Annotated in this window: 22 protein-coding genes; 10 read left to right on the forward strand and 12 right to left on the reverse strand. The window is 70.7% G+C overall.

What is annotated here, in order from left to right; genetic code table 11:
* Positions 1 to 62: 62 nt before the first annotated feature.
* The 3 genes from AC07EJ_RS08690 to AC07EJ_RS08700 form a co-directional block, all read right to left on the reverse strand.
* Entirely contained in the window at positions 63 to 1127 is a 1065-nt protein-coding gene (locus tag AC07EJ_RS08690; RefSeq protein ID WP_389478383.1) for a HAMP domain-containing sensor histidine kinase, read from the reverse strand.
* A gap of 122 nt (positions 1128 to 1249) precedes the next feature.
* The gene (locus tag AC07EJ_RS08695) at positions 1250 to 1987 is read right to left on the reverse strand and encodes a response regulator transcription factor (protein WP_116510033.1); all 738 of its coding nucleotides are present in this window, start codon (positions 1985 to 1987) and stop codon (positions 1250 to 1252) included.
* 93 nt (positions 1988 to 2080) lie between these two features.
* Entirely contained in the window at positions 2081 to 2782 is a 702-nt protein-coding gene (locus AC07EJ_RS08700; RefSeq protein WP_389478129.1) for a spermidine synthase family protein, read from the reverse strand.
* A gap of 243 nt (positions 2783 to 3025) precedes the next feature.
* Between AC07EJ_RS08700 and AC07EJ_RS08705 the strand changes: the two genes are divergently transcribed.
* Together AC07EJ_RS08705 and lon are read left to right on the forward strand one after the other, a co-directional pair.
* Positions 3026 to 3823: a rhomboid-like protein gene (locus tag AC07EJ_RS08705; protein WP_389478130.1), complete on the forward strand. Its 798-nt coding sequence runs from the start codon at positions 3026 to 3028 to the stop codon at positions 3821 to 3823.
* Between the two features lie 168 nt (positions 3824 to 3991).
* Positions 3992 to 6406 carry an endopeptidase La gene (gene lon, locus AC07EJ_RS08710; RefSeq protein ID WP_389478131.1) on the forward strand — a complete coding sequence of 805 codons (2415 nt, stop codon included), beginning with the start codon at positions 3992 to 3994 and terminating at the stop codon, positions 6404 to 6406.
* A gap of 89 nt (positions 6407 to 6495) precedes the next feature.
* Here lon and AC07EJ_RS08715 read toward each other — a convergent pair whose 3' ends face one another.
* Positions 6496 to 7329: a lysozyme gene (locus AC07EJ_RS08715; protein ID WP_389478133.1), complete on the reverse strand. Its 834-nt coding sequence runs from the start codon at positions 7327 to 7329 to the stop codon at positions 6496 to 6498.
* Between the two features lie 227 nt (positions 7330 to 7556).
* Here AC07EJ_RS08715 and AC07EJ_RS08720 point away from each other — a divergent pair, with 227 nt between their 5' ends.
* Positions 7557 to 8060: a MarR family winged helix-turn-helix transcriptional regulator gene (locus tag AC07EJ_RS08720; RefSeq protein WP_389478134.1), complete on the forward strand. Its 504-nt coding sequence runs from the start codon at positions 7557 to 7559 to the stop codon at positions 8058 to 8060.
* A 25-nt stretch (positions 8061 to 8085) separates the two neighbouring features.
* On the opposite strand, the gene AC07EJ_RS08725 is transcribed toward AC07EJ_RS08720, so the two are convergent.
* Positions 8086 to 8916 (reverse strand): protein phosphatase 2C domain-containing protein, encoded by an 831-nt coding sequence (locus AC07EJ_RS08725; RefSeq protein WP_478883984.1) that lies wholly within the window; start codon positions 8914 to 8916, stop codon positions 8086 to 8088.
* A gap of 344 nt (positions 8917 to 9260) precedes the next feature.
* Here AC07EJ_RS08725 and AC07EJ_RS08730 point away from each other — a divergent pair, with 344 nt between their 5' ends.
* From AC07EJ_RS08730 to AC07EJ_RS08750, 5 genes are read left to right on the forward strand one after another with little or no spacing between them, the layout of a single operon-like run.
* Positions 9261 to 12140 (forward strand): sensor histidine kinase, encoded by a 2880-nt coding sequence (locus AC07EJ_RS08730; protein ID WP_389478138.1) that lies wholly within the window; start codon positions 9261 to 9263, stop codon positions 12138 to 12140.
* Positions 12137 to 12640 (forward strand): roadblock/LC7 domain-containing protein, encoded by a 504-nt coding sequence (locus AC07EJ_RS08735; RefSeq protein ID WP_393582436.1) that lies wholly within the window; start codon positions 12137 to 12139, stop codon positions 12638 to 12640. The genes AC07EJ_RS08730 and AC07EJ_RS08735 overlap by 4 nt, the downstream gene beginning before the upstream one ends.
* Positions 12637 to 13065, forward strand: coding sequence for a DUF742 domain-containing protein (locus tag AC07EJ_RS08740; protein ID WP_329570357.1), 429 nt, complete (start codon positions 12637 to 12639; stop codon positions 13063 to 13065). Before AC07EJ_RS08735 ends, AC07EJ_RS08740 begins: the two co-directional genes overlap by 4 nt.
* Complete coding sequence (locus tag AC07EJ_RS08745) at positions 13046 to 13765, forward strand: GTP-binding protein (RefSeq protein WP_389478142.1); 720 nt, start codon at positions 13046 to 13048, stop codon at positions 13763 to 13765. The genes AC07EJ_RS08740 and AC07EJ_RS08745 overlap by 20 nt, the downstream gene beginning before the upstream one ends.
* A gap of 33 nt (positions 13766 to 13798) precedes the next feature.
* The gene (locus tag AC07EJ_RS08750; protein ID WP_383883269.1) at positions 13799 to 15049 is read left to right on the forward strand and encodes a styrene monooxygenase/indole monooxygenase family protein; all 1251 of its coding nucleotides are present in this window, start codon (positions 13799 to 13801) and stop codon (positions 15047 to 15049) included.
* Positions 15050 to 15072: 23 nt separating this feature from the next.
* On the opposite strand, the gene AC07EJ_RS08755 is transcribed toward AC07EJ_RS08750, so the two are convergent.
* The 4 genes from AC07EJ_RS08755 to AC07EJ_RS08770 all read right to left on the reverse strand — a co-directional run bounded on the left by AC07EJ_RS08755 (position 15073) and on the right by AC07EJ_RS08770 (position 18489).
* Entirely contained in the window at positions 15073 to 16224 is a 1152-nt protein-coding gene (locus tag AC07EJ_RS08755) for a C40 family peptidase (protein ID WP_389478143.1), read from the reverse strand.
* Between the two features lie 148 nt (positions 16225 to 16372).
* Complete coding sequence (locus AC07EJ_RS08760; RefSeq protein WP_383883265.1) at positions 16373 to 16639, reverse strand: hypothetical protein; 267 nt, start codon at positions 16637 to 16639, stop codon at positions 16373 to 16375.
* A 10-nt stretch (positions 16640 to 16649) separates the two neighbouring features.
* Positions 16650 to 17375 carry a TetR/AcrR family transcriptional regulator gene (locus AC07EJ_RS08765; protein WP_389478144.1) on the reverse strand — a complete coding sequence of 242 codons (726 nt, stop codon included), beginning with the start codon at positions 17373 to 17375 and terminating at the stop codon, positions 16650 to 16652.
* 175 nt (positions 17376 to 17550) lie between these two features.
* The gene (locus tag AC07EJ_RS08770) at positions 17551 to 18489 is read right to left on the reverse strand and encodes an AurF N-oxygenase family protein (protein WP_389478145.1); all 939 of its coding nucleotides are present in this window, start codon (positions 18487 to 18489) and stop codon (positions 17551 to 17553) included.
* Positions 18490 to 18635: 146 nt separating this feature from the next.
* Between AC07EJ_RS08770 and AC07EJ_RS08775 the strand changes: the two genes are divergently transcribed.
* Positions 18636 to 19745 (forward strand): ferritin-like domain-containing protein, encoded by a 1110-nt coding sequence (locus AC07EJ_RS08775; RefSeq protein ID WP_389478147.1) that lies wholly within the window; start codon positions 18636 to 18638, stop codon positions 19743 to 19745.
* A gap of 121 nt (positions 19746 to 19866) precedes the next feature.
* Complete coding sequence (locus AC07EJ_RS08780) at positions 19867 to 20709, forward strand: hypothetical protein (RefSeq protein WP_389478148.1); 843 nt, start codon at positions 19867 to 19869, stop codon at positions 20707 to 20709.
* Here the strand turns inward: AC07EJ_RS08780 and AC07EJ_RS08785 are convergent.
* The 3 genes from AC07EJ_RS08785 to AC07EJ_RS08795 form a co-directional block, all read right to left on the reverse strand.
* A complete protein-coding gene (locus AC07EJ_RS08785) occupies positions 20690 to 21262 on the reverse strand; it encodes a DUF3291 domain-containing protein (protein ID WP_389478150.1) in 573 nt (190 codons plus the stop codon). The two genes, AC07EJ_RS08780 and AC07EJ_RS08785, sit on opposite strands and share 20 nt — an antisense overlap.
* A gap of 107 nt (positions 21263 to 21369) precedes the next feature.
* Positions 21370 to 22836 (reverse strand): peptidoglycan D,D-transpeptidase FtsI family protein, encoded by a 1467-nt coding sequence (locus AC07EJ_RS08790; RefSeq protein ID WP_389478151.1) that lies wholly within the window; start codon positions 22834 to 22836, stop codon positions 21370 to 21372.
* Positions 22833 to 24254: an FtsW/RodA/SpoVE family cell cycle protein gene (locus tag AC07EJ_RS08795; RefSeq protein ID WP_389478153.1), complete on the reverse strand. Its 1422-nt coding sequence runs from the start codon at positions 24252 to 24254 to the stop codon at positions 22833 to 22835. The genes AC07EJ_RS08790 and AC07EJ_RS08795 overlap by 4 nt, the downstream gene beginning before the upstream one ends.
* Between the last annotated feature and the right edge of the window lie 26 nt (positions 24255 to 24280).

Genomic DNA, 24280 nt, shown 5'->3' on the forward strand with positions numbered 1-24280 from the left:
CCTCGGCCCGCACCCCATGACGAATGACACAGCGATCTTGTGCTTCCGGTTCGAACCCTACGTCAACTTTGAGCCCGCGGCAGGCCTGGAAGAGTGACCTGGATCCGGCAGCCGCGCTCCGATTCGGCCACGCCGATCCGGCCGCCGTGCAGGTCCACGGCCCACCGGGCGATGGCGAGGCCGAGACCGGTGCCGCCGTCGCTGCCGGGGCCGTGCGCGGCGCCCTTCACGTGGCCGCCCCGGTTGAAGCGCTCGAAGACGCGGTGCCACTCGGACCGGGGGATTCCGGGGCCCTCGTCGAGGACCTCCAGATCGAGCGACTCCGGGTAGAGACCGCGCCGCGCGAGCACGGTCACGCGGCCGTGCGGCGGGCTGTGTTTCACGGCGTTGTCGATGAGGTTGGCCACCACCTGGTGGATCCGCTCGGGGTCCGCGTGCGCGGTCAGCTCGGGCGGGGACACGTCCAGGTGCAGATGCACGTCCGTACGCGTATGGGTGCCGGAGCCCGAGGCGATGCCGGCGCGCTGCGAGGCGACCATGTTGGCCTCCTTCAGGACGCCCGACAGATAGGGCCACACCTCGAAGCGGCGGGCCTTGAGCGGGACCACGCCGTTGTCGAGCCGCGAGAGGTCGAGCAGTGTCTCGACCAGCCGGCCGAGGCGCTCGGTCTGTTTCAGGGCGGTGCGCATGGTCTCGGGGTCGGCGGCCGAGACCCCGTCCACGACGTTCTCCAGGACGGCGCGCAGGCCCGCGATCGGGGTGCGCAGCTCGTGCGAGACGTTCGCCACGAGCTCCTTGCGCTGCTGGTCCTGGGCCTCCAGGTCGTCGGCCATGCGATTGATCGTCGCGGCCAGGTCGCCGAGCTCGTCGCGCCGGTCCGCGCCGCGGACCCGGCGCGTGTAGTCGCCGTGCGAGATGGCGCGGGCGACCGTGTTCATCTCGTCGAGCGGGGCGGTCAGCGAGTGCGCCACGAACTGGGTGATGAGGAGCGTCGCGATGACCGAGAAGACCGTGATGAAGCGGAGCTCGGTCTGGGTGCGGACGGCGACCATCAGCAGTCCGGTCGTGATGAACACCGAGACGACGACCAGCGTGCCGAGCTTGGTCTTGATGGAGAACGGCCGCAGACCGTCCTGCACCCAGTGGCCCGCGAGGGGCCGGGCGGCCGGGGGAGCGCCGGGCGCGAGGCCCGGCGCCACCGGCTGGTACCCGTCCGGGTCCCGTACGTCGGATGCGTCGCCGCTGCCGGTCATGGCGTCGGCGTCTCCAGCGCGTAGCCCACACCGTGGACGGTGCGGATCCGCTCGGCGCCGATCTTCCGGCGCAGCGCCTTGATGTGGCTGTCGACGGTCCGGGTGCCCGACGCGTCCGCCCAGTCCCACACCTCGGCGAGCAGCTGCTCGCGGGAGAGGACCGCGCGGGGCGTGTTGGCCAGGCAGACCAGGAGGTCGAACTCCGTGGGCGTCAGGTGGACGTCCTCGGAGCGCACCCGCACGCGGCGCTGTGCGTGGTCGATCTCCAGCTCGCCGAGGCGCAGGATGCCGCTCCTGGGCGTGGCCGCCGCGAGCGCCGCGCGCTCGACCCTGCGCAGCAGGACGTGCACGCGCGCCGCGAGCTCCCGCATCGAGAAGGGCTTCGTCATGTAGTCGTCGGCACCCACGCCGAGCCCGACGAGCATGTCCGTCTCGTCGTCGCGCGCCGTGAGCATCATCACCGGCACCGGCCGCTGCGCCTGCACACGGCGGCAGACCTCGAGCCCGTCGAAGCCGGGCAGCATGATGTCGAGGATCAGCAGGTCCGGCTGCCATGCCTCGGCCGTGTCGACCGCCGCCGGACCGTCCTGTGCCGTTTGCACGAGGAATCCCTCGGCACGCAGCCGTGCGGCGATGGCATCGACGATCGTGGGGTCGTCCTCGACCACCAGGACCCGTCGCTGGGCACCCGGCGTCGCCGTGCTGCCGTTGTGGGAGGTGTGTGTCTGCTCCATCGCCCCGCCCCTGAATGCGCACATCCGTGTGCGCTTGACGCTTGAATGATCTGGGTTTCGGCAGTCAGCGTACGGGGAGTTACCGCGAGTCGGCTACGCAGGCCTGACCCCGAGATGTACGACGTCCGGAACGCCCCGGACAACCGGGATCTCTTCGGTGCGGACCGACTGGAATCCGGCATTCCGCAAGGTTCCTTCAAAATTTGCGGAGGGCTGTGCGGACCACACGGCGAGCACGCCGCCCGGGGTGAGCCGGGCCCGGCAGGCCGCGAGACCTACCGGTGAGTAGAGGTTGTCGTTACCCTCCGTCACGGTCCAGTCGGGTCCGTTGTCGATATCGAGGCACAGCGCGTCGTACTTCTCGGTCGATTCCTGGACGTACGAGACAAGGTCCGCCTCCACAATCTCCGTGCGCGGATCGGCGAGAGCGGACCGTGACAGTTCGGACAGCGGGCCCTCGCGATGCCAGCCGACGATCGCGGGCTCGCGCTCCACGACGGCGATGCGGCCCCAGCGGGAATTCGCAGCCGCGTGCGTGAGGGAGAATCCCACGCCGAGTCCGCCGATGAGAATTCCTGGCGCCGGGCGGTCGTCGAGGGCGTCGAGCGCCGCGTCGACCAGGAGGCGCTCGGAGCGGCCGTCGGACGTGTCCATCAGGAAGCATCCGTTGGCGATGATCTGGAGCAGCGCGCCGTGGCGCCGCAGTACGACCTCTCCGAAGGGCCCTTCGCGCCGGTCGAGGACGACGGGGGCGGTGTGGTCGGTGTCGTACGGGATGGGGTACGAGGTGGACATGGCGTCCATCCTGCCGTAACCGGTGGGACGCCCTGCCGTCCCTGGAAACGGAGTTGGGGGCGCTCCTGTGCGGGTCCTGTGGATCGTGCCGCACGTGACGCCGGTCATGGACAGCGCGGGTGCGGGAGGCGAAAGGTGGGGCGGGCCGGAAGGGAAAGGGTGCCGCAGGTGGAGCGTGGCGTGACGGTCGAGGCCGACGGGGCGGGTGTTCCTTCGGGGACTCCGCCCGAAACTTCGCGACCCGTGCGGGAGTCCCACCGGCTCCGGCTGGATTCCCCGCCCGCGCTCCCCGGCCCTTCGCGGCAGTTGCTCGACGCGATCCCGGCTCAGGAGGCGGCCGGTGACGCGGCGCCCGCGGCGACCGACGAGCGCACTTCGCGCACTTCGCGCGAGCCCGTCGTTCCGCGTCGGCGGATGCGCCCCTGGCGGCTGTTGCCCACGCCCACGGGGACGCCGTTCACCTTCGCCTACGCCGCCGTGCTCATGGGTACGTCCCTCTTCGCGCTGTTCGCCGACCCCGGTGTCGTCGCGTCCGCGCTGCAGGGCTCCAGTACCGACGTGGCGCACCTCGCGCACACGCCCGTGTTCGTGCTGGTCGCCAGTGCGCTGTGGATCGCCGGCGGGATCACGTCCCCGTTCGCGATCTGCTTCCTCGTCGTCCTCACGGCGCTGGAGCGCCGGATCGGCGGCCGGCGGACCGCCGGTGTCTTCGTCCTCGGCCACATCGTGGCGACACTCGCCACCGAGGTGCCCGTCGGGCTGTCCGTGATGGCCGGGCACCTGCCCGAGAGCTCGCTGCACCGCCTCGACTACGGCATCAGCTTCGGCGTGGCCGCGAGCATCGGCGCGCTCGCCGGTCTCCTCACGCCCTGGCTGCGCTGGAGCGTGCTCGCCGTCTTCGGCGGAATGCTGGTGGAGGACCTCATCGCGTTCACCGACCCGATGACGAGCTGGGGCCACCTCATGGCGCTGGCCATCGGCATCGGGACCTGGCCGCTGGTGCGCCGGTGGCGTCGCGCGCCGGGATCCTCCGCGGCCTGACGCAGTCCCTCGGCCGGCCCATGGTCGCACACGTCACACACCCCATCTGAGCTGCGGCTTTCCCCTGTCCCTCCGTTGATCGCCGAGAGCGAACAGCGCCGGGGGAACATTCGGAGACTCACGTGCATTGAGTCTGCATAGCTCAACTTGACTGCTTAAGGGGAGATCATGGCATCGACGTCCACACCGCTCACCCTGCCCGTGCTGCCGCTCGACGACGAGGTCGTGCTGCCCGGAATGGTGGTGCCCCTCGACCTCAACGACAACGACGTACGTGCCGCGGTGGAGGCCGCCCAGGCGGCGGCCCGTTCCAGTGGTTCCGTGGGCGGCAGCAAGCCGAAGGTGCTTCTTGTTCCCCGGATCGACGGCACGTACGCGAACACCGGCGTGCTCGGCACGGTCGAGCAGGTCGGCCGGCTCGCCGACGGTGACCCCGGCGCCCTCATCCGTGGCCGCAGCCGCGTGCGGATCGGCGCGGGCACGACCGGCCCCGGCGCCGCCCTGTGGGTGGAGGGCCTCGCGGTCGAGGAGACCGTGCCGGAGCCCCTGCCCGGCTCCGTGACCGAGCTGGTCACCGAATACAAGGCACTCGCCACGAACTGGCTGAAGAAGCGCGGCGCCTGGCAGGTCGTGGACCGCGTCCAGCAGATCGACGACGTCTCCGCGCTCGCCGACAACTCCGGTTACTCGCCGTTCCTGAGCACCCCGCAGAAGGTGGAGCTCCTGGAGACGGCCGACCCGGTCGCCCGGCTCAAGCTGGCCACCGAGCAGCTGCGCGAGCACCTCGCCGAGCAGGACGTGGCCGAGTCCATCGCCAAGGACGTGCAGGAAGGCGTCGACAAGCAGCAGCGCGAGTTCCTGCTGCGGCGCCAGCTGGACGCCGTACGCAAGGAGCTGCGCGAGCTGAACGGGGAGTCGGAGGGTGAGGAGTCCGACGACTACCGCACGCGGGTCGAGGCCGCCGACCTTCCGGAGAAGGTCCGTGAGGCCGCGCTCAAGGAGGTCGAGAAGCTGGAGCGCTCCAGCGACCAGTCCCCCGAGGGCTCATGGATCCGCACCTGGCTCGACACCGTCCTCGAACTGCCGTGGAACGAGCGCACCGAGGACGAGTACGACATCCAGGGTGCCCAGCGCGTCCTGGACGCCGAGCACTCCGGCCTGGAGGACGTGAAGGAGCGCATCACCGAGTACCTCGCCGTGCGCAAGCGGCGTTCCGAGCGCGGGCTCGGCGTCGTCGGCGGGCGCAGGGGCGGCGCGGTGCTCGCGCTCGTCGGCCCGCCCGGCGTCGGCAAGACCTCGCTCGGCGAGTCCGTGGCGCACGCCATGGGCCGCAAGTTCGTCCGCGTCGCCCTCGGCGGCGTGCGGGACGAGGCGGAGATCCGCGGACACCGGCGTACGTACGTGGGTGCCCTGCCCGGCCGCATCGTGCGGGCGATCAAGGAGGCCGGGTCGATGAACCCGGTCGTGCTGCTGGACGAGATCGACAAGGTGGGGTCCGACTTCCGGGGCGACCCGGCGGCCGCCCTGCTCGAAGTCCTCGACCCGGCGCAGAACCACACGTTCCGCGACCACTACCTGGAGGTCGAACTCGACCTCAGCGACGTCGTGTTCCTGGCGACGGCGAACGTCCTGGAAGCCATCCCGGAGGCCCTGCTCGACCGTATGGAGCTGGTCCGCCTCGACGGCTACACCGAGGACGAGAAGGTCGTCATCGCCCGCGACCACCTGCTCCCGCGCCAGCTGGAGCGGGCCGGTCTGGAGAAGGACGAGGTCACCTTCGACGAGAGCGCGCTGCGCAAGCTCGCCGGGGAGTACACGCGGGAAGCCGGCGTACGCAACCTGGAGCGGTCCGTCGCCCGCCTGCTGCGGAAGGTCGCGGCCCAGCACGAACTGGGCCAGCGCGAGCTGCCGTTCACCGTCGAGGACACCGACCTGCGGAGCCTCATCGGGCGTCCGCACCACGTGCCCGAGGCGGCGCAGGACCCGGCCGAGCGCCGTACGGCGGTGCCGGGTGTGGCCACCGGACTCGCGGTCACCGGAGCGGGCGGCGACGTCCTCTACGTCGAGGCGTCCCTCGCCGACCCGGAGACGGGCGCGGCCGGCCTCACCCTGACCGGTCAGCTCGGTGACGTGATGAAGGAGTCCGCGCAGATCGCGCTCTCCTTCCTGCGCTCGCACGGCGCCGAACTGGAACTGCCCGTCGCCGACCTGAAGGACCGGGGCGTGCACATCCACTTCCCGGCGGGCGCGGTGCCGAAGGACGGTCCGAGCGCGGGTGTCACCATGACGACCGCTCTCGCGTCGCTGCTGAGCGGGCGCCAGGTCCGTACGGACGTGGCGATGACCGGTGAGGTGTCGCTGACCGGCCGGGTGCTGCCGATCGGTGGCGTCAAGCAGAAGCTGCTCGCCGCACACCGGGCCGGCCTCACGACGGTCGTCATCCCGAAGCGGAACGAGGCGGACCTGGACGACGTCCCCGCCGAGGTCCTGGAGAAGCTGGACGTGCACCCGGTGACGGACGTGCGCCAGGTGCTCGAACTGGCGCTGGCCCCGGCCGCGGTGGAGGTTCCGGTCGCGGCGTGACGGACGCTGCCGGATGACGAAGGCCCGGACCCCTCGCGGGGTTCGGGCCTTCCATCTGCTGTCGGGCGTCAGGCGTCAGGCGTCAGCTGTCAGCCGTTGGCCAGCGCCTGCAGCCGGTCGTAGGCCCCGTTGAACTTGCTGTGGTCGCCGACCGTCGGTCCTGAAGACGTGTACTGCCACATCGTGTAGAAGCCCCAGCCGGCCGGGAGCGCGCCCGGGTCGGTGTTGTAGCGGGCGATCCAGAGCGGGTTGGTCGCCCCGAAGGCGCTGGAGTTGCCGGTGCACTCGGTCCACCAGCTCGTCGCCGTGTAGATCACGGCGTCGCGGCCGGTGCGGGCCTTGTACTGGTTCACGAAGTCACGGATCCAGCTGACCATCCCGGCCGCGGTCTTGCCGTAACAGGCCGCACCGTACGGGTTCCACTCGATGTCGAGCGCGCCCGGCAGGGTCCTGCCGTCCCGGGACCAGCCGCCCCCGTGGTCCACGAAGTAGTTGGCCTGGGCGGCGCCGGTCGTCGTGTCCGGGGTCGCGAAGTGGTACGCGCCGCGGATCATGCCGACGTCGTAGGAGCCGTTGTACTGCTGGGCGAAGTACGGGTTCGTGTAGTAGGTGCCCTCCGTGGCCTTGACGTAGGCCCATTTCACGCCGCTGTTCCAGAGGGTCGCCCAGGCCACGTTGCCGTTGTGGCTGCTGGTGTCCACGCCCTCGGTCTGGACCGCCTTGTTGTCGGTGGGCAGACCGCCCTGACCGTCGTGCTCGGCGACGCCCATGCCCATCGTGGCGGAGCCACGGGCGGGGACGTCTGCAGCCTGGGCCGCGGTGGGGAGAGTGAACAGCAGCGAGAGCGCTGCGAGGATGACTCCGGCCGCCGGGATGCGCCTCAGGCGCGGGCGGCGGACGGTTCCGGATCTGTGCACGGGCATTGCGTGCCTCCGAAGGCCTCGTTGAGCTTCTGTGAGCTCGGTGGGGGGATCTGTCGGATCTGCGGCCATGTCACTGGTGTGGACATGTCACCAAAGAAGCTACGCACGTAGACCGCGGAGAGGGAAGGGGGCCTGGATGCTGCCGTTGGTCTACTCCTACGAAATACTGACGGAGCTGCGGCAATAGCCGTGAATGGCGGAAACTTTCAGGAACGGGAAACCCTGGCATGGGTGCTGACGTGCACGAGGACGGGAACGGCGGGCGGCCAGGCGCCGAATTCGACGCGACGGAGAGTGGTGTGGACCACGAATTCTTGTCCCTGGAAAGGGAGTTGACGGTCTTCCTCCGGCGAGCCCGCGCGTCCTCCGGCGAGATGGCGCGCGCCGTCCACCCGGACCTGGAGCCCGCCGCCTACGGACTTCTCGCGCGCCTGGAGGAGTGCGGCCGGCAGCGGGCGACCGAACTCGCCGCGTACGTCGGCGTCGGCAAGGCCACCATGAGCCGGCAGCTGCGCGCCCTGGAGGACCTCGGCCTCGTCGCGCGCGAGCCCGACCCCGCCGACGGCCGCGCCTGGCTCGTCCACCTCACCGACGAGGGCCGCGCCAACTTCCGGCAGGTCCGCGACGCCCGCCGGGCCACCTACGTACGCCAGCTCGCCGGCTGGGACCGCAGCGAGGTGGCGGAACTGGCACGACTGCTGCACCAGTTGAACGCCGGGGCCGAAGGCTAGGGCCTTTCGTTCGGATCAGGCCGGATCAGGCCTGATCGGGTCGGATCGGGCCGGGTCGGGCCGCGCTCCACAGCTCCACGTACACCGCCGTGGCGTCGTCATGGGTCTTGCTGCGCCGCAGGAAGGCCCGGTCCCGCTCGTCCGCGTCCTCCAGGGCCCGTACGCGTGCGACCAATGCCTCCGTGCCCTCCTTGCGTACGAGTGCGAACAGGTCCGCCCAGTCGCCCTCGCGGAACTTCTCGGCCCAGCGCGTGGCCCCGTCGGTCAGTGCGACGAGTGTGCGCGCCTGTGCGCGGGGGAGTTCGCCCGTGACCGCGCGGGCCGCGACCGACGGATCTGCCGCGGCCGTGAAGAAGCCGCCCTCCTTGTTGCGCACGGTCGCGTCCGCCACCTCGTCCGAGACGAGGGAGGAGCGCGGCACGCGGTCGAGCCGGTCGTCCACCAGCGCCGCGAGCGAGCCGGACGCGTCCTCGACCAGCAACACCGAGTCGGACAGCACCAGATACTCGACCCGCTCCGCGTCCCACCGCGCCAGGACCACGGTTGCCTGAGGTGTACGCGAGTGAGAAAGGTCACAGGTGTCGCGATGGGTGTCGGCGGTGCGGCGGATTGCCTCGGCGAGGACGGCGGTCAACGTCATATCCCGCCGTGAAACGGACAGTTCACCCAATGTGCCGCCGAGCCGGGCCGTGAACCAGGGGACCGAATGCAGACAGCCGGTCCCGCCTCGGGGTGGTGTGACCCCGTCCAGGACCACCAGCGATCCACCCTGTCCGGAGGCGGGAACGGCCACCGAGGCGAAGTCCTCGTTGGGTCGGCCGGGGTTTCCGGGCTCCGAGGTGAGTTCGATGCGCATCCCGCCAGTCTGCACGAGGCCTTCACAACAGGCCCGTTGAGCCGCGAGTTGAGCCGCATCGGCAGGTCAGGCGCCTGGTTTCGACCGGAATGATCAAGTCCGCCGGGGAGTGGCGGGGCATCTTGCCAAAGCCTGTGAGAGACGTCCAACCGGCGCTCCGTCCGGGCTCCGTGCCCATGCCACCGGGACTTGCTCCCCAACTCCCGCTCGATGTTCACTCCTTCGGGTGGCTGGCTAGGTGATGCGCGACCACTGCTCACCGGCACTGGAATGGTCTGGAGCCATTCCAAGGGGCGCGCGCGTTGACAGATCGTCACCCGGGCCCATGGGTAGACGAGTCAGGAATGCGAGCACCGGTGCGGAAGATGCGGCCTCGACGCAAGGGCAAGCAAGCGGCCTCCGAAGCGGACGAGGGGCGCACGACGGTTCCGGGAGGATCCGCCGGGCAGGCCCCGGGGGGCACCCCAGGCGACCTTGAGGGACGACGGACCGCGCGCGTGCGCAACCGGCTCATCGTCGCCGTAGCGGTCGTCGCCGCGGCGATCGCCGGTGCCGCCGCACCCGCCCTCATGACGGCGTCCGGACAGGTCAGCGACACTCAGGACCTCGTCGACCTCGCGGCGCGGACCCAGCAGACCGTCACGCTCTCCCACTCCCTGGCCGACGAGCGCGACGAGGTCACCGCCTTCATCGCCGCCGAGCGGCCCAAGGGGCAGGGGCTCTCCGAGAGCCGCAGTGCCCGCGTCGACCGGCAGCTCGAAGAACTCCGCACCGACGCACCCGCCCCCCTGCGCCGAGACCTCGCCGGTATCGCGGCCGTCCGCCGGGCCGCGCTCACCGGCAAGGGCAGCGCCCTCGAAGCGCACAAGGCGTACTCCGGCGCGATCGACGAGCTGCACCGCACCGCCGAGCAGCTCGCCGAGAGCACCCCGCCCCGCGCGGGCTCCGGAGCGCACGCCTTCGCCGACCTCGACCGGGCCGTCGAGCAGGCCTCCGCAGCCCGCGGACTCCTGCTCGCCGCGCTCGCCGTGCCCCGCTCCAACCAGACGTCCACGGTCATCGACCAGGTCACCGGACTGCCGAAGACCGTTGTCTCCCAGGACTCCGCCGCCGGCAAGCAGCGCGACGCCCTGAGCGCCGCCGCCCAGCAGGCCCGGGTACGCGAACAGGCCGCGCTCGCCGACTTCGCGGACGCCGCCCCGGCCGCGTCCGTCGCCTCCTACGACGCGACGGTCACCGGCCCCGACGTCACCAAGGCCGACAAGTACCTCGCCGCCCTCACGGACGAGCCCACGCTGTCCGCCGACGACCTCGCGAGCAGCCCCAAGAGCGTCGACGCCGCGCTGTCCGCCCGTATCGACCTGATGCGCGGCGCCGAGTCGTCCCTCTACGACCGGCGCACCAAGGACCTCGCCCTGCTGCGCGACGACGACGTCACCGCGCTCGAGGTCCGCATCGCGCTGGCCGGCCTGTGCCTGCTCGTCGCCGTCGGTGTCTCGATGGCCATGGCCCGCACGCTGACCAGGCCGCTCGCGGTACTCCGCCTCGGCTCGGCCCGGCTCGCCGGGGACCCGGCTAGCGAGGAGCCGGTCAAGTTCACCGGCCGCAACGACGAGTTCGCCCAGGTCGTACGGTCCGTGAACGCCCTGCACGCGCACGCGTCCGGCCTCCACGAGCGCCTCACCACGCTGGAGGCCGACCGCAAGCACCTGATCGGCCAGCGCACGACCATGGCCGAGGAGCGGGAGAAGCTGCGCGCCGAACTCGCCGCGGCCGCGGCCCACCTGGACCGGGTCCGGCACAGCATCCACGGCACGTTCGTGAACCTCGCCCTGCGCACCCTCGGCCTCGTGGAGCGCCAGCTCGGCGTCATCGAGAACCTGGAGGAGCGCGAGCAGGACCCCGAGCGCCTCGCGACCCTCTTCAAGCTCGACCACTTCGCCACGGTCATGCGACGACACAGCGAGAACCTCCTCGTCCTCGCCGGTGCCGAGCACGGACACGGGAACCCGGGCGCCGTCCCGCTGGTCGACGTCGTGCGCGCCGCGGTCAGCGAGATCGAGCGCTACGAGCGGGTCCGGATCTCCGCGCTCCCGCCGCACGCGCACCTCGCCGGCTTCGCCGCCGACGACCTCAGCCACCTCGTCGCCGAAGTCCTGGAGAACGCCACGTCGTTCTCGCCGCCCGACGCCTCCGTCGAGGTGTCCGGCTGGCTCCTGGAGAGCGGCGAGGTCATGCTCTCCGTCCAGGACGAGGGCATCGGCATGACCGACGAGCGGATGAAGGAACTCAACGCCCGCCTCGCCGCCTTCGCCGACGACGAGATGTTCGACCCCGAGGACGGTGACGGACTCGGCCTCGGCCTGTACGTCGTGGCCCGTCTCGCCGCGCGCCACGGCGTGCGGGTGCAGCTGCGCGAGCAGAAGCAGGGCGGGATCGCCGTCGTCATCGTGCTGCCCAGGACGCTGCTCGCGGCGGCCCCCGCGGCCGCCGTGCCGCCGCGGGTCCCGGTGGCGGGCGCCGCGCCCGCCGTGCGCCTGCCCGGATCCGAGGCCGAGGCCAACTCCAATGTCCTGGGCGGCCGTTCCAAGGACGGCCACGACCCGCTGATCGCCGCGGCGGAGCACGCCGTACGGGAAGCGGAGACAGACGCCGAAGCGCCTGTACCGGTGGCGGAACCCGAACCGGAGCTCACGAAGCCCGAGATCCCGGCCGAGTCGCCCGCCGAGACGACCATGACGCTGACCGCGCCGATCCCGGCCGTCGACCCGGAACCCGTACCCACCGTCGCCCCGGAACCCGTACCGGCCCCCGCGCCCGCGCCGCAGCCCCTGCACCTCGACGACGAGCCCGCGCACGAGCGGGTCGCCGACGAGACGGGCACCGCACAGACCAGCGGCGTCCCCGGCCTGCCCACCCGCCCCAAGGCTGACACGCCTCCCGCCCCCGGGGCGGCGGGCGAGCCCGTGGTCCCCGCGGCCCGCACCCCCCAGGGGGAGCGCGTCACGGACAAGGGCCTGCCCAAGCGGACACCCAAGATCTCGGCCCCCGCGCCCGCGGCGGCCCCCCGCTCCGGATCCGTCGACGCGGACGCCCTGCGCCGCAGGCTCGGCGGGTTCCACCAGGGGGCCAACAAGGGCCGGCGGGACGTCGAGGCCGAGATCGGCGGGACGGAACAGACCGCAGAACCCAAGGGGGACACAGTCGAGGAGGCAAGCAGTTGACTGCGCCCAGTCGCACGCCGAGTGCGTCCACCCCTGGATTCGGACTCAGCACCGAAGCCCGCAACCTGCACTGGCTGCTGACCAATCTGGTGGAGGAGGTGCCAGGGCTCCTCTCGGTCGCGGTCGTCTCCTCCGACGGGCTGCTCCTGCTCTCCTCCGACCCCGGCAGGAACAGCGAGAGCCCTGCCGACCACAGCGGCGGCCCCAAGGGGTCCAGCGCCGACCTGGCCACGATCGTGTCCGGCGTCGGCAGCCTCACCATCGGCGCCGCCAAGCTGATGGACGGCGGCAGCGTCAAGCAGACCATGGTCGCGATGGAGGAAGGCAGCCTCTTCGTCATGTCCATCAGCGACGGCTCACTGCTCGGCGTGCACGCCACCCCGGACTGCGACATGAGCGTCGTCGCCTACCACATGGCGCTCTTCGTCGGCCGTGCCGGGCACGTCCTCACGCCCGAACTCCGCAGTGAACTGCGCCAGTCGATGGAGAACGCCAAGTGAGCAGCAGCAGCGTGACCAATCTCAGTACCGGCGGCCCGAAACTTCCCACCCGGGGCGGCGACCGCAAGCCGGCCCGGGTGCGCCCCTACTCGCTCACCGGCGGCCGCACCCGCTTCGGCCACGTGCTGCTCGTCGAGACGTTCGTCGCCGCGCTCGAAGCGCCCGAGGAACGCCTCGAGATAGGCCAGGGCACGCTCTCCACGCGGATCATGCCGGAGATGCGCGCGATCGTGGAGCTGTGCCGCCGCATGCGCACGGTCGCCGAGATCGCCGCGCTCCTGAAGATGCCCCTCGGCGTGGTCCGCGTACTGCTCAGCGACCTCGCAGACCAGGGAAAGATCCGCGTTTACGGAACCGGCCACGGCCCGGGCCAGCCGGACCGCGCACTGCTTGAAAGGGTGCTGAGTGGACTCCGTCGTCTCTGAAGGCGTCACCGAGGGCGTCACGCCCGCCTTCGTACCTGCCCAGCCGTCGTCCGGCCGTGGTGCCGGCCATGATGCCGACCGTGGGGCCGGCCGCGATGCCATCGCCTTCGAGCCCCAGGAAGAGCTCCAGGCCTGGCAGACGGACCGCACCCGCGCCCCGATCGCCACGAAGATAGTGGTGGCCGGCGGCTTCGGCGTCGGCAAGACCACGCTCGTCGGCGCCGTCTCGGAGATCCAGCCGCTCCAGACGGAGGCGCTGATGACCCAGGCGAGCGAGGAGACCGACGACCTCACCGCCACCCCCGACAAGACCACGACCACGGTCGCCATGGACTTCGGGCGGATCACCCTCGACGACGACCTGGTGCTCTACCTCTTCGGGACGCCGGGGCAGCAGCGCTTCTGGTTCATGTGGGACGACCTGGTGCGCGGCGCGATCGGCGCGGTCGTGCTCGCCGACACCCGTCGGCTGTCCGACTGCTTCCCGGCCCTCGACTACTTCGAGAGCTGCGGGCTCCCGTACGTCGTCGCCGTCAACCACTTCGACGGCTCCGACGAGTTCGCCGCCGCCGACGTGCGCGAGGCCCTGACGGTGCCGCCGCACATCCCTGTCCTCATCATGGACGCGCGGCAGCGCATCTCGGTCGTCGAGACCCTCCTGGCCCTCGTCGGCCACGCGCTCGACGCCACCCCCGAATAGCCACCACCCCTCAGCAGTAGAAGAGGCACCCGCATGCGGAAGATACTCGTCGTCGGAGCCGGCCAGTCCGGTCTCCAGCTCGCCCTCGGCCTCCAGTCGAACGGGTACGAGGTCACCCTGATGTCCAACCGCACCGCGGACGAGATCCGGTCCGGCCGGGTCATGTCCACGCAGTGCATGTTCGACACGGCGCTCCAGCACGAGCGCGACCTCCAGGTGAACTTCTGGGAGTCCCAGGCCCCGAAGATCGAGGGCCTCGGCGTCTCCGTCGCCGCCCCCGGCTCCTTCGACCCGGGCCCCTCGCAGCGCGCCATCGACTGGGTGGGCAAGCTCGACGGCTACGCGCAGTCCGTCGACCAGCGCGTGAAGATGGCCGGCTGGATGGAGACGTTCGCGCAGCGCGGCGGCCAGCTCGTCATCCACGGCGCCGCGGTCTCCGACCTCGACTACTTCGCCCGCACCTACGACCTGGTGCTCGTCTCCGCCGGCAAGGGCGAGCTGGTCTCGATGTTCGGCCGCGACGCCTCGCGCTCCCCGTACGCCGAGCCGCAGCGCGCCCTGGCCGTCGCGTACGTGCACGGCATGGGCCCCCGCCCCGAGCACCCGGACTTCGACGCGGTGCGCTGCAACCTCGTGCCCGGCGTCGGCGAGCTGTTCGTCATGCCGACCCTCACCACCTCGGGCCGCGCGGACATCCTGTTCTGGGAGGGCATCCCCGGCGGTCCGCTGGACGCCTTCAAGGACGTCAAGGACCCCTCGGAGCACCTGGCCCTCACCCTGGAGCTGATGGAGAAGTTCACGCCCTGGGAGTACGCGCGCGCCACGAAGGTCGAGCTGACCGACGCCAACGCGACCCTCGCGGGCCGTTACGCGCCGACCGTCCGCAACCCGATCGGGCGGCTGCCCGGCGGCGGCGCGGTCCTCGGTGTCGCCGACGTCGTCGTCGCCAACGACCCGATCACGGGCCAGGGTTCGAACTCGGCGTCCAAGTGCGCCGCCTCGTACCTCGACTCGATCACCGAGCACGGCGACAAGCCGTTCGACGAGGAGTGGATGCAGTCCACCTTCGACCGCTACTGGGACACCGCGCAGCACGTCGTGAAGTGGACCAACGCGATGCTGGGCGTCCCGCCGGAGCACGTCCTCAACCTCATCGGCGCCGCCGGCCAGCTCCAGCCGGTCGCCGACCGCTTCGCGAACGGCTTCAACAACCCGGCCGACTTCGAGAACTTCTTCTACGAGCCCGAGAAGACGAACGCCTACCTGGCCTCCGTCTCCGGCTGATCCCACGGCGGGGCGCGCACCGGTCAGCCGGTGGGCGCCCCCGCGGCGCCGTACCCGGTGTCGTCGCCGCCCGTCGCGCCCCCGGGCAGCTTCGGCGGGGTGTAGCCCTTCATCGACGCCTCGCCCCGATCGGGGCGGACGGCGCCGAGCAGCGGGTTGGCCGCGATCGGCGACACCTTGACCCTCGCCCCCGGCCGCGGCGCCTGCACGACCATCCCGTCCCCCAGGTACATCGCCACGTGCGTGGCCTCGGGGAAGTACACGACGAGGTCCCCCGGCCGCAGCTCGTCGAGCGGGACGCGCGGCAGTTTCGCCCACTGCTCCTGCGACGTGCGGGGAATGTCCTGGCCCGCGTGCTCCCACGCCTGCGACGTGAGCCCCGAGCAGTCGAACGCCGAGGGCCCTTCCGCGCCCCACACGTACGGCTTCCCGATCTGCTTCACGGCGTACGCGAGTGCCGTGTCCCCGGCCCGCGACGGCGCCCGCCGCGAACTGAGCGCGCCCGACGCCATGAACGTCTTCTGGGCCTTCGCCATCCCCACGTCTTCCAGGCGGGTCAGCGCGGCGAGCTGGTCCGGGCCGAGTGAGGCGAGCAGCTTCTCGACGGCCTTGAGGCGGGCCCGGACCGCGTCCCGGTCCTTCTTCTGCCGCTGGGACAACCGCGTCTGCTCGTCGAGCGCCTTGCGCGCCTGGGCCGCCAGGTAATCGGCGCGCTTCTCGCCGCCGACGAGCCGGTCCACGGTCGCCATGCGCTCCTGGGCCACGCGCCGGATCACATGGCCCTGGTCGAGGGCGTGCTGCGGGTCGCGGGCGAGGAGCAGGCGCAGGTAGGGGGAGATGTTGCTGCTGCCCTGGTACTGCTCGCGGGCGAGGCGTCCGGCGGCGCCGCGGCTGTCGTGGAGCGAGGTGCGGGCCGTGGCCAGCCTGCGGGCCAGGTCACCGGCCGACTTCCGGCGCTTCTTGAGCTTCTCGGCGGTCGCGTTGTACGTCTCGGTGGCCTTCTCGGCCTCCCGGTACAGGCGCTGAAGATCCGTCAGGAGTGTGGCGACGGAGGTGCGGTTCGGTGCGGGCAGGGGATCGGGGGACGGTGTGGGTGTGGCGGCCACGGGTCCCGGCGCCACGAGCACCGAGGCCACCGCCGCCGCACAAGCCCACTGCACAAGGCTTCCTGACACGTCATCACCTCCGGTGCGGGGCGGCCCGTCCGTCCCGCACCGTGAGCATTCGCGCGAAGGGGCATCTATGCGCCTGCTGCTGGGCGGTTCGGCCCAAGGACCTCACCCGGCAGGGGGACTCCACGCAGGTGATCGGTGAAGTCGAGTCCTAGGGGCGCGGTTTGGACCAGGGCCACCTGAGGCCGCTGTCGTCGCGCCCCGAAGGGTCGTACTCGTACTTCCAGCGGCGGGTGAACCGGATCTTGCCGGGGGTCATCGGCACCCGGCGGTAGACGATCACCGTGCCCGGGGAACCGTCGGGGCCCGGCACCGGGATGCGGTACACCTTCGGCGGATGCCCCGTCGGCCCGAGCAGCACGGGCAGCACCCGCCCGTCCATCGGCCCGCCCACGAACGGCGTCTCTTCGCTCTTCACGGCACCAGTGTCACAAGAGGTGCGCCGCGTCGCTCACCACGGGCAGCACCAGACGGGCCAGCCGGCCCACGGGACCGTCCGGCGTCTCCAGGGCCAGCGCGTGCCGGACCGCCTCGGCGGTCTGCGGGTCGCGGCCCGCCGTCGCCGTGAGGACCGCCATGAACTGGTCGACGAGCCCGTCGCGCAGCTCGTCCAGGGGCGGCTTCTTGTCCTCGTCGAGCCAGATCAGCGAGGCGGCCTCCACGGCCGTGATCCACATCCGTACGGTCATCCGCAACCGGGGACCCGGGTCCGCCACGGCGAGATGGCTCAGGATGTGCTCGGCCGCCGCCCGGCGCACGCCGTCCACGATCGACGTCGTGCGCGACGTCTCCACCACGCTGCCGCCCTGGAGCAGCGCCGCGAACCCCATGTCGTGCTCGTCCACGAATCCGAGGTAGCGGTCGAGCGCCCGCGTGAGCCGTCCGCTCAGCGGACCCTCCTGCGGCTCCGCGAAGCACTTCTCCAGCTCGTCGGCCGCGGAGCGCAGCGCGGCCTCGTACAACTGCTGCTTGCCACCGGGGAAGTAGCGGTAGACGAGCGGTCGTGAAACTCCCGCCGCTTCCGCCACGTCGTCGAGGGACACCTCCTCGGGTGCCCGGTGCGCGAAGAGGGACAGCGCGGCGACGAGGAGCTGGCTGCGACGCTCCTCGACGCTGAGCCGTCGGTACGCGCGGGTGCCGGGTGCCGAGGTCATGTCCCGCAGCGTAACCGGCTTTTCGTGCGGGGGTCCTGCAGGGGAGGTGCTCCGCCGGGCCCCGGGCCCCGTCCTGGGCGAGCAGCCTGGACGACTTCCACAGCCTGCGTCCGGCGCCTCGCATGGCCCCGATGTCGTCCAGGCTGTGTCGATGTGCGGCTCTGCCGCGTGGCGGTCAGGCGAGTAGCCCGGATGACTTCCACAGCCTGCGTCCGACGCCCCGCATGACCCCGATGTCGTCCAGGAAGTCCGTCAGGCGCTTGGCGCCGGTCTGCATGATCTCGCGGCGGTGGCCGCTGGCCTTGACCTGTGCCAGCGCCTCCTTCGGGTCGAGCCCCGCCCGCTCGTAGGCCGCCGGGTTGTGGAACGCCGTGTAGATCACGCGGGCCGCCTCGCCGCACACGATCCGGGTGTACGCCGCCTCCGTCGGGCCGCATGTCACCATCTGGCGGCGCAGCTCCTCACGGGCGTAGCGCACGTGCCGCGCCTCCTCGATGACGTGGATGCGGGTGACGCCGCGCACCAGCGGCTGGACGCGCTCGTCCGGGAAGGTCATCCGCTGCATCCAGTCGATGATCTCCTCGCCGAGCAGCGTGGCCGCGAAGGACCCCGGCGTCGTGGAGATCGTCTTGAGTACGCGCCCCAGGTTGTGGTGCACGCGCGGCATGGTGAAGCTCTCGCCGACGCTCCGCTTGATCATGCGGGCGAACATCATGGAGTGCCGGCACTCGTCGGCGATCTCCGTGAGGGCGTAGCGCACATGGCTGCTGGTCAGCGACTTGTCGTAGATGTGGCGTACGAGGAGCTGCATCAGGATGATCTCGAACCAGATGCCCATGGACGCCATGGAGGCGGCCTCGTACTTGGAGAGCTCGATGCGCTGCTCCTGCGGCATCCGCTTCCACATGGGGGTGTCGTAGAGCGAGCAGAGCTCCGGGGGCCAGTACCACAGGCCCTCGACGTCGGGGGAATCCCAGTCCAGCTCCTTGTCCGGGTCGAAGGAGTGCTTGGCGGAGGAGTCGAGCAGGCGCTCGGCCACCTGCTCGCGGTCCTTGAGCAGCCCGAGCGCGTCGCGCAGACCCTCGAGTGCGTCGGCTTCCGTCACGGTCGTCATGGCTGTCCCACCTCGTCGTACGGGAAACGGGCGCCGCGGCAGGAGTTACCGGCGGTCACGTCTTATGAGACTGCTTGTCAGCAAGGGCGTCAATCCCCTGCGCGCCACTTGTTGACCCGGTGTCCACAGCGTGTGAGCCTGCCTGTATGTCGACGCATGAGCTGTACACCAGGGCGCCCGAGGAGCTCAACTGGCAAGTACCTGCGGCCGGTTCGGCAAGATTCAGCTGGGAGTACGACGAGGGCAGGGACCGCCTCCTCGCGCTCTACCAGAAGGGCAAGGACAAGCAGTGGGACGGCGCCAAGCGCATCGACTGGAGCCTTGAGGTCGACCCCCACAACCCGCTCGGCACCCCCGACGAGGCCCTCACCCTCTACGGCACCCGGCACTGGGCGAAGATGACGGACCGGGACAAGGGCGAGCTGCGCAAGCACTACGCGTCCTGGCAGTTCAGCCAGTTCCTGCACGGCGAGCAGGGCGCGATGGTGTGCGCCGCCCGCATCGTCGAGTCCGTCCCCGACATGGACGCCAAGTTCTACTCCGCGACCCAGACCATGGACGAGGCCAGGCACGCCGAGATCTTCGGCCGCTTCCTCCACGAGAAGGTCGGGATGCTCTACCCGATCAACGACAACCTCCAGTCGCTCCTCGGCGACACCCTGCGCGACTCCCGCTGGGACATGCCCTACCTCGGCATGCAGGTCCTCATCGAGGGCCTGGCGCTCGCCGCGTTCGGCATGATTCGCGACACCACGGACAAGCCGCTGCCCCAGCAGATCCTCGCGTACGTCATGCAGGACGAGGCCCGGCACGTGGCCTTCGGGCGGATGGCCCTGCGCGACTACTACAAGCAGCTCACCGACGCCGAACTGCGCGAGCGCGAGGAGTTCGTCATCGAGGGCTGCTACCTGATGCGCGACCGGCTGCGCGGCGTCGAGGTCCTGGAGAACTTCGGCATCTCCCAGGCGGAGGCCGAGGAGTACAGCGAGCAGTCCGAGTTCCTGGCCCTCTTCCGCCAGCTGCTGTTCTCCCGGATCGTGCCCTGCGTCAAGGACATCGGCCTGTGGGGCAAGCGCCTCCAGCAGGCGTACGTCGACATGGGCGTCTTCGAGATGGGCAACTCGAACCTCGACCAGCTGATGGCCCAGGACGAGGAGATCGCCGAGAAGCTCGACGCGGAACGCTTCGCGGCGGAGGAGCTGGAGCGCGTGGCGGAGGTGGAGTCGACCATCGGGGAGGGCGGGCAGCAGGCCTAGGGCCTCTCGTTTGGATCGGGCCGGATCAGGCCGGATCACTGAGCTGGGGTTGGGGGACGCCTGGGGGCTCGTGGCGTCCGGGGCCTGTGGGCGTGTCACCCGCATGCAGTAGTTTGCTGACGTGTCCACGCCTCAGCCGCCCCAGCCCAACCCGTACGGCCAGCAGCCCCCGACCGCGCCCTACGGCCAGCCGCAGCAGCCCGGCCCGTATGGCCCGCAGCAGCCCGGCCCGTACGGCCAGCCGGGCCAGCCCGGCCCTTACGCCCAGCAGCCCTACCCCGGTGGTGCCCCCTACCCCGGATGGGGCGGTGCCCCCATGGGCCCTCCGCCCAAGAAGCGGCGGGTCGGGATGATTCTCGGCATCGTCGGCGGTGCGCTCGGCGTCGTCGTCATCGGGATCGTCGCGATCGCCACGCTCGGCTCGGAGGTCGACAAGAGCTTCCCGAAGGCCGAGTACAAACTGACCATCCCGCAGACCGTCCTCGACGGGAAGTACACCCTCACCCAGGACCTGTCCAGCACCCAGGGCAAGCAGATCGAGGACGAGGCGGACGGCGCCTGGGACGCGCGCGACACCAAGGCGGCCGTCGGCCAGTACGCCGCGACCGACACCAGTCAGAAGAACTCGGGTGTGGTGATCTCCGGCATGTACGGCCGGTTCAAGAACACCGACCTCGCCCGCAAGAACATGATGCAGGGCGCCGCCAAGAGCGACGGTGCCGAAGTCGCCGTGCCCGCCAAGGACTTCAAGCCGGCCGGCTCCGACGTCACCATCACCTGCCAGGTGCTCACCAAGGCGCAGGCGACCATCCCGATGTGCGCCTGGACCGACGGGAACACCGGCGCCACCGTCGCCGAGATCACCCCCGAGATCGCCCTGAAGGACCCCTCCGACGTGGACCTCGACGCGGCGGCCGCGACCGCGGCGAAGATCCGCTCGGAGATCAGGAAGCCGATCGGCTGACGGAGCCCGGCTCCAGCTCCAGCTCCGGCTCCAGGTCCAGGTCCAGCTCGGGTTCCGGCTCGGGGTCGGCGTTGCCCGCCGGGAACGCCGTACGCAGATTGAACGCGTACGGCGTCGGGCCGCACCTCCGCAGATGGACCAGGCGTTCCTCCGCCTCCTCGACGGTGGGCCGATGCCCGGCCGGCACCCACCACAGGGCGGTCATCGCCTCGTCGAGACGCTCGAAGAACTCCCGGCGGCGGGCGAGGAGTTCGCGGTGCTGTCCCTGGTACATGAACGCGGTCAGCGCGTTCGTGTCCCGCCACACCGACATGTTCACCAGCAGCCATGCGTCGCCGAAGATCCGGACGTCCGTCGCGTCGCCCGTGTCGCCCTTGAGGCGCCACACGAACCCGTCCGACGCGTCAGCGACGGCGTTCACCGGATCGAGTCCCTCCGCGAAGTCCCTCAGCTGCTCCGAGTCGAGCGGGGCCGTGAGGCGGCCGATGTTCACCTGGGCGAGTTCGTGGCGCGTCCCGATTCCCGTCGTATGCGCAGTCCCGTTGTCAGTCATGGCTGCACGATAGGCATGACATGAGGTGCGGAAGGCGGACATTTCAGCTGTTTCGATCGGAGGCCGAGTCCCCCTGTCGGCTGAGTCTTGCTGTCGGTCGAGTCTCGCTATCGGTCGACCGAGTTCACCACGGCCTCCATCACCTCCCGCGCGATCGGCGCCGCGCTCCCGCCCCCGCTGATGTCCATCCGGTTCGCCGACGCGTCCTCGACGACCACCGCGACCGCGACCGCCGGACTGCCCGCCCCCGGGGACCGCGCCCAGGAGATGAACCACGCGTACGGGGCGCCCTTGTTGTTCACGCCGTGCTGCGCCGTCCCTGTCTTGCCGCCCACGATCACATCGGGGATCTGCGCGTTCGTGCCCGTACCGTCCTCCACGGCGTCCTGCATCATGTCCTGGAGCTGCATCGCCGTGGCCGGATTCATCGCCTGCCGGTACGTCCTCTCACCGGTCTGCGCGACGGTGTTGCCGTCGTCGTCCGTCGTCCTCTCCACCAGGTGCGGCGCCATCAGGACCCCGCCGTTGACGACGGCGGCCGACACCATCGCCATCTGCAGCGGCGTCGCCCTCGTGTTGAACTGCCCGATGGACGAGAGCGCCAGCTGCGAACGGTCCATGTCCGTGTCGAAGTTGCTCCGTGCGACGCCCGACGGAATCCTCACCCCCGCGTCGTCGAAGCCGAACTTCCTGGCCGCCGACACCATCCCCTTCAGGCCCACCTGGACACCGAGCTTCGCCATCACCGTGTTGCAGGAGACCCGGATCGCGTCCGCCAGCGACGCGTCCTCGCAGCCCTTCGCCTCGTTCCGCAGCAAGGTCGAGGTGTCCGGCAGGAGCCAGGGGCTCGGCGTATCGGTCGGCTCGTACACGTCGGTCACGAGGCCCGAGTCGAGCGCCGCCGCCGCAGTTACGATCTTGAACGTCGAACCCGGCGGATACGTCTGCCGGATGGCCCGGTTGAGCATCGGCTGAGCCCGTGCGCCGTTCAGGCGCCCCCACGCCGACATCGTCGCCGAATCCGTGCCCGAGATCGCCCCGGGATCGTACGAGGGGCTGCTCACCAGCGCGAGGATCTTCCCGGTCGCCGGATCGAGCGCCGCGACCGCGCCCCGCCGCCCGGCCAGCCCGGAGTACGCGGCCTTCTGCGCCGCCGCGTTGATCGTGGTCGCCACCTTGCCGCCGGCCTGCTGCGCGCGCGTCAGGTCGTTGAACAGGGGGAGCGGGGCGAGCATCGGGTCCGTGCCGGAGAGGATGTCGTCCTCGGCGTTCTCCAGCAGCGAGGTGCCGTACACCTGGGACGCGTACCCGGTCACCGGCGCGTACAACGGGCCGTCCCGGTACGTCCGTTCGTAGCGCAGCTGCTGGCCCGTGTCCCTGGACCCGGTGACCGCCCTGCCACCGACGAGGATGTTGCCGCGCGCCTGGTCGTAACGCGCGATGGTGTTGCGGCGGTTGGCCGGGTTGTCGTCGAGGGAGCCCGCCTCGAAGATCATTACGCGGGCCGAGTTGACCAGCAGGGCGACGAGCAGCACGAGACAGAGGACCGAGGCCCGGCGGATGTATCGGGTCACCGATGCGCCTCCAGGGCGTCGTCGGGCAGGAGTTGGCTCTGCGCGGAGTCACTGATCCGTACGAGCAGCGCCACGATGATCCAGTTCGTGACGACGGAGGAGCCGCCCTGCGCGAGGAACGGCATCGCCATGCCGGTCAGCGGGATCAGGCCCATCACCCCGCCCGCGATCACGAACACCTGGAGCGCGACGATCGACGCGATACCGATCGCGAGGAGCCGGCCGAACGGGTCGCGCAGCGCCAGTCCCGCCCGGTAACCGCGCTCCACGAGCAGCCCGTACAGCAGAAAGATCGCCGTCAGGCCGACGAGCCCCAGCTCCTCACCCGCGGTCGCCAGGATGAAGTCCGACTTGGTGGCGAAGCCGATGAGGATCGAGTGCCCCGCCCCGAGCCCCTCGCCGAGCATGCCGCCCGCCGCGAACGCGAACAGCGACTGCGCGAGCTGACCGGGCCCCTCGCCCGCGTCGATCGAGGCGAACGGGTGCAGCCAGTCATGGACACGGCTGTTCACATGCGGTTCGAGCGCGCCGACGAAGACCGCTCCGCCCGCCGCGAGGAGGAGCCCGATCGCGATCCAGCTGCCGCGGCCCGTCGCCACGTACAGCATCACGATGAAGAGACCGAAGAACAGCAGCGACGTCCCGAGGTCCCGCTCCAGGACCAGGACGGCCACGCTGATCAGCCAGAAGACCAGGATCGGCGCGAAGACCCGCATGGTGGGGAGCTGAAGGCGCCAGATCTTCTTGCCCGTGTACGCGAGCGCGTTGCGGTTCGCCGCGAGATAACTGGCGAAGAAGATCGCGAGCAGGACCTTGGCGAACTCGCCGGGCTGGATGGAGAATCCGCCGATCCTGAGCCAGATGCGGGCGCCGTTCACCGCCGGGAAGAAGATCGGCAGGATCATCAGGAACAGTGCGGCGACGGCCGACAGATACGCGTACCGCTGGAGCACCCGGTGGTCGCGGACGAGGACCACGACCGCGATGAACAGGGCCACACCGAGCGTGGACCAGACGAGCTGGATCGGCGCCGCCTGGTCGTGGGGCGTCTCCAGGTCGAGCCGGTAGATCAGGACCAGGCCGAGGCCGTTGAGCAGCACGCCGATCGGCAGCAGGAGCGGGTCCGCGCACGGGGCGCGCAAGTGGATCGCGCAGTGCGCCACGAGCGCGAGTCCGCCGAGCCCGGCGCCGTATCCGGCGGCGCCGGGCGGTACGGAGCCGTTCTTGACCAGTCCTACGGCGCAGTAGCCGTAGACGCTGAGCAGGACGGCCAGAATGATCAGGACGAGTTCGGTGCCGCGGCGCCGGGGGATGGGGACGGAGGGGACAGGGGGAGGAGGGACAGCGGCTTTTGTGCCTGCCGGGCCAATGGGCCCTGTCGATCCTGTCGATCCCGTCGATCCCGTCGATCCGGTCATGGCGGGAACGTAACAAGCGTTAGCCG

The sequence above is a fragment of the Streptomyces sp. NPDC045026 genome (assembly GCF_056432625.1).

Bases quoted from the DNA above. Each gene is read 5' to 3' on its own strand.
- AC07EJ_RS08695 (WP_116510033.1), bottom strand. From the start codon at position 1,987: ATGGAGCAGACACACACCTCCCACAACGGCAGCACGGCGACGCCGGGT.
- AC07EJ_RS08700 (WP_389478129.1), bottom strand. From the start codon at position 2,782: ATGTCCACCTCGTACCCCATCCCGTACGACACCGACCACACCGCCCCC.
- lon (WP_389478131.1), top strand. From the start codon at position 3,992: ATGGCATCGACGTCCACACCGCTCACCCTGCCCGTGCTGCCGCTCGAC.
- AC07EJ_RS08715 (WP_389478133.1), bottom strand. From the start codon at position 7,329: ATGCCCGTGCACAGATCCGGAACCGTCCGCCGCCCGCGCCTGAGGCGC.
- AC07EJ_RS08720 (WP_389478134.1), top strand. From the start codon at position 7,557: ATGGGTGCTGACGTGCACGAGGACGGGAACGGCGGGCGGCCAGGCGCC.
- AC07EJ_RS08725 (WP_478883984.1), bottom strand. From the start codon at position 8,916: ATGCGCATCGAACTCACCTCGGAGCCCGGAAACCCCGGCCGACCCAAC.
- AC07EJ_RS08730 (WP_389478138.1), top strand. From the start codon at position 9,261: ATGCGAGCACCGGTGCGGAAGATGCGGCCTCGACGCAAGGGCAAGCAA.
- AC07EJ_RS08750 (WP_383883269.1), top strand. From the start codon at position 13,799: ATGCGGAAGATACTCGTCGTCGGAGCCGGCCAGTCCGGTCTCCAGCTC.
- AC07EJ_RS08765 (WP_389478144.1), bottom strand. From the start codon at position 17,375: ATGACCTCGGCACCCGGCACCCGCGCGTACCGACGGCTCAGCGTCGAG.
- AC07EJ_RS08770 (WP_389478145.1), bottom strand. From the start codon at position 18,489: ATGACGACCGTGACGGAAGCCGACGCACTCGAGGGTCTGCGCGACGCG.
- AC07EJ_RS08775 (WP_389478147.1), top strand. From the start codon at position 18,636: ATGTCGACGCATGAGCTGTACACCAGGGCGCCCGAGGAGCTCAACTGG.
- AC07EJ_RS08785 (WP_389478150.1), bottom strand. From the start codon at position 21,262: ATGACTGACAACGGGACTGCGCATACGACGGGAATCGGGACGCGCCAC.
- AC07EJ_RS08795 (WP_389478153.1), bottom strand. From the start codon at position 24,254: ATGACCGGATCGACGGGATCGACGGGATCGACAGGATCGACAGGGCCC.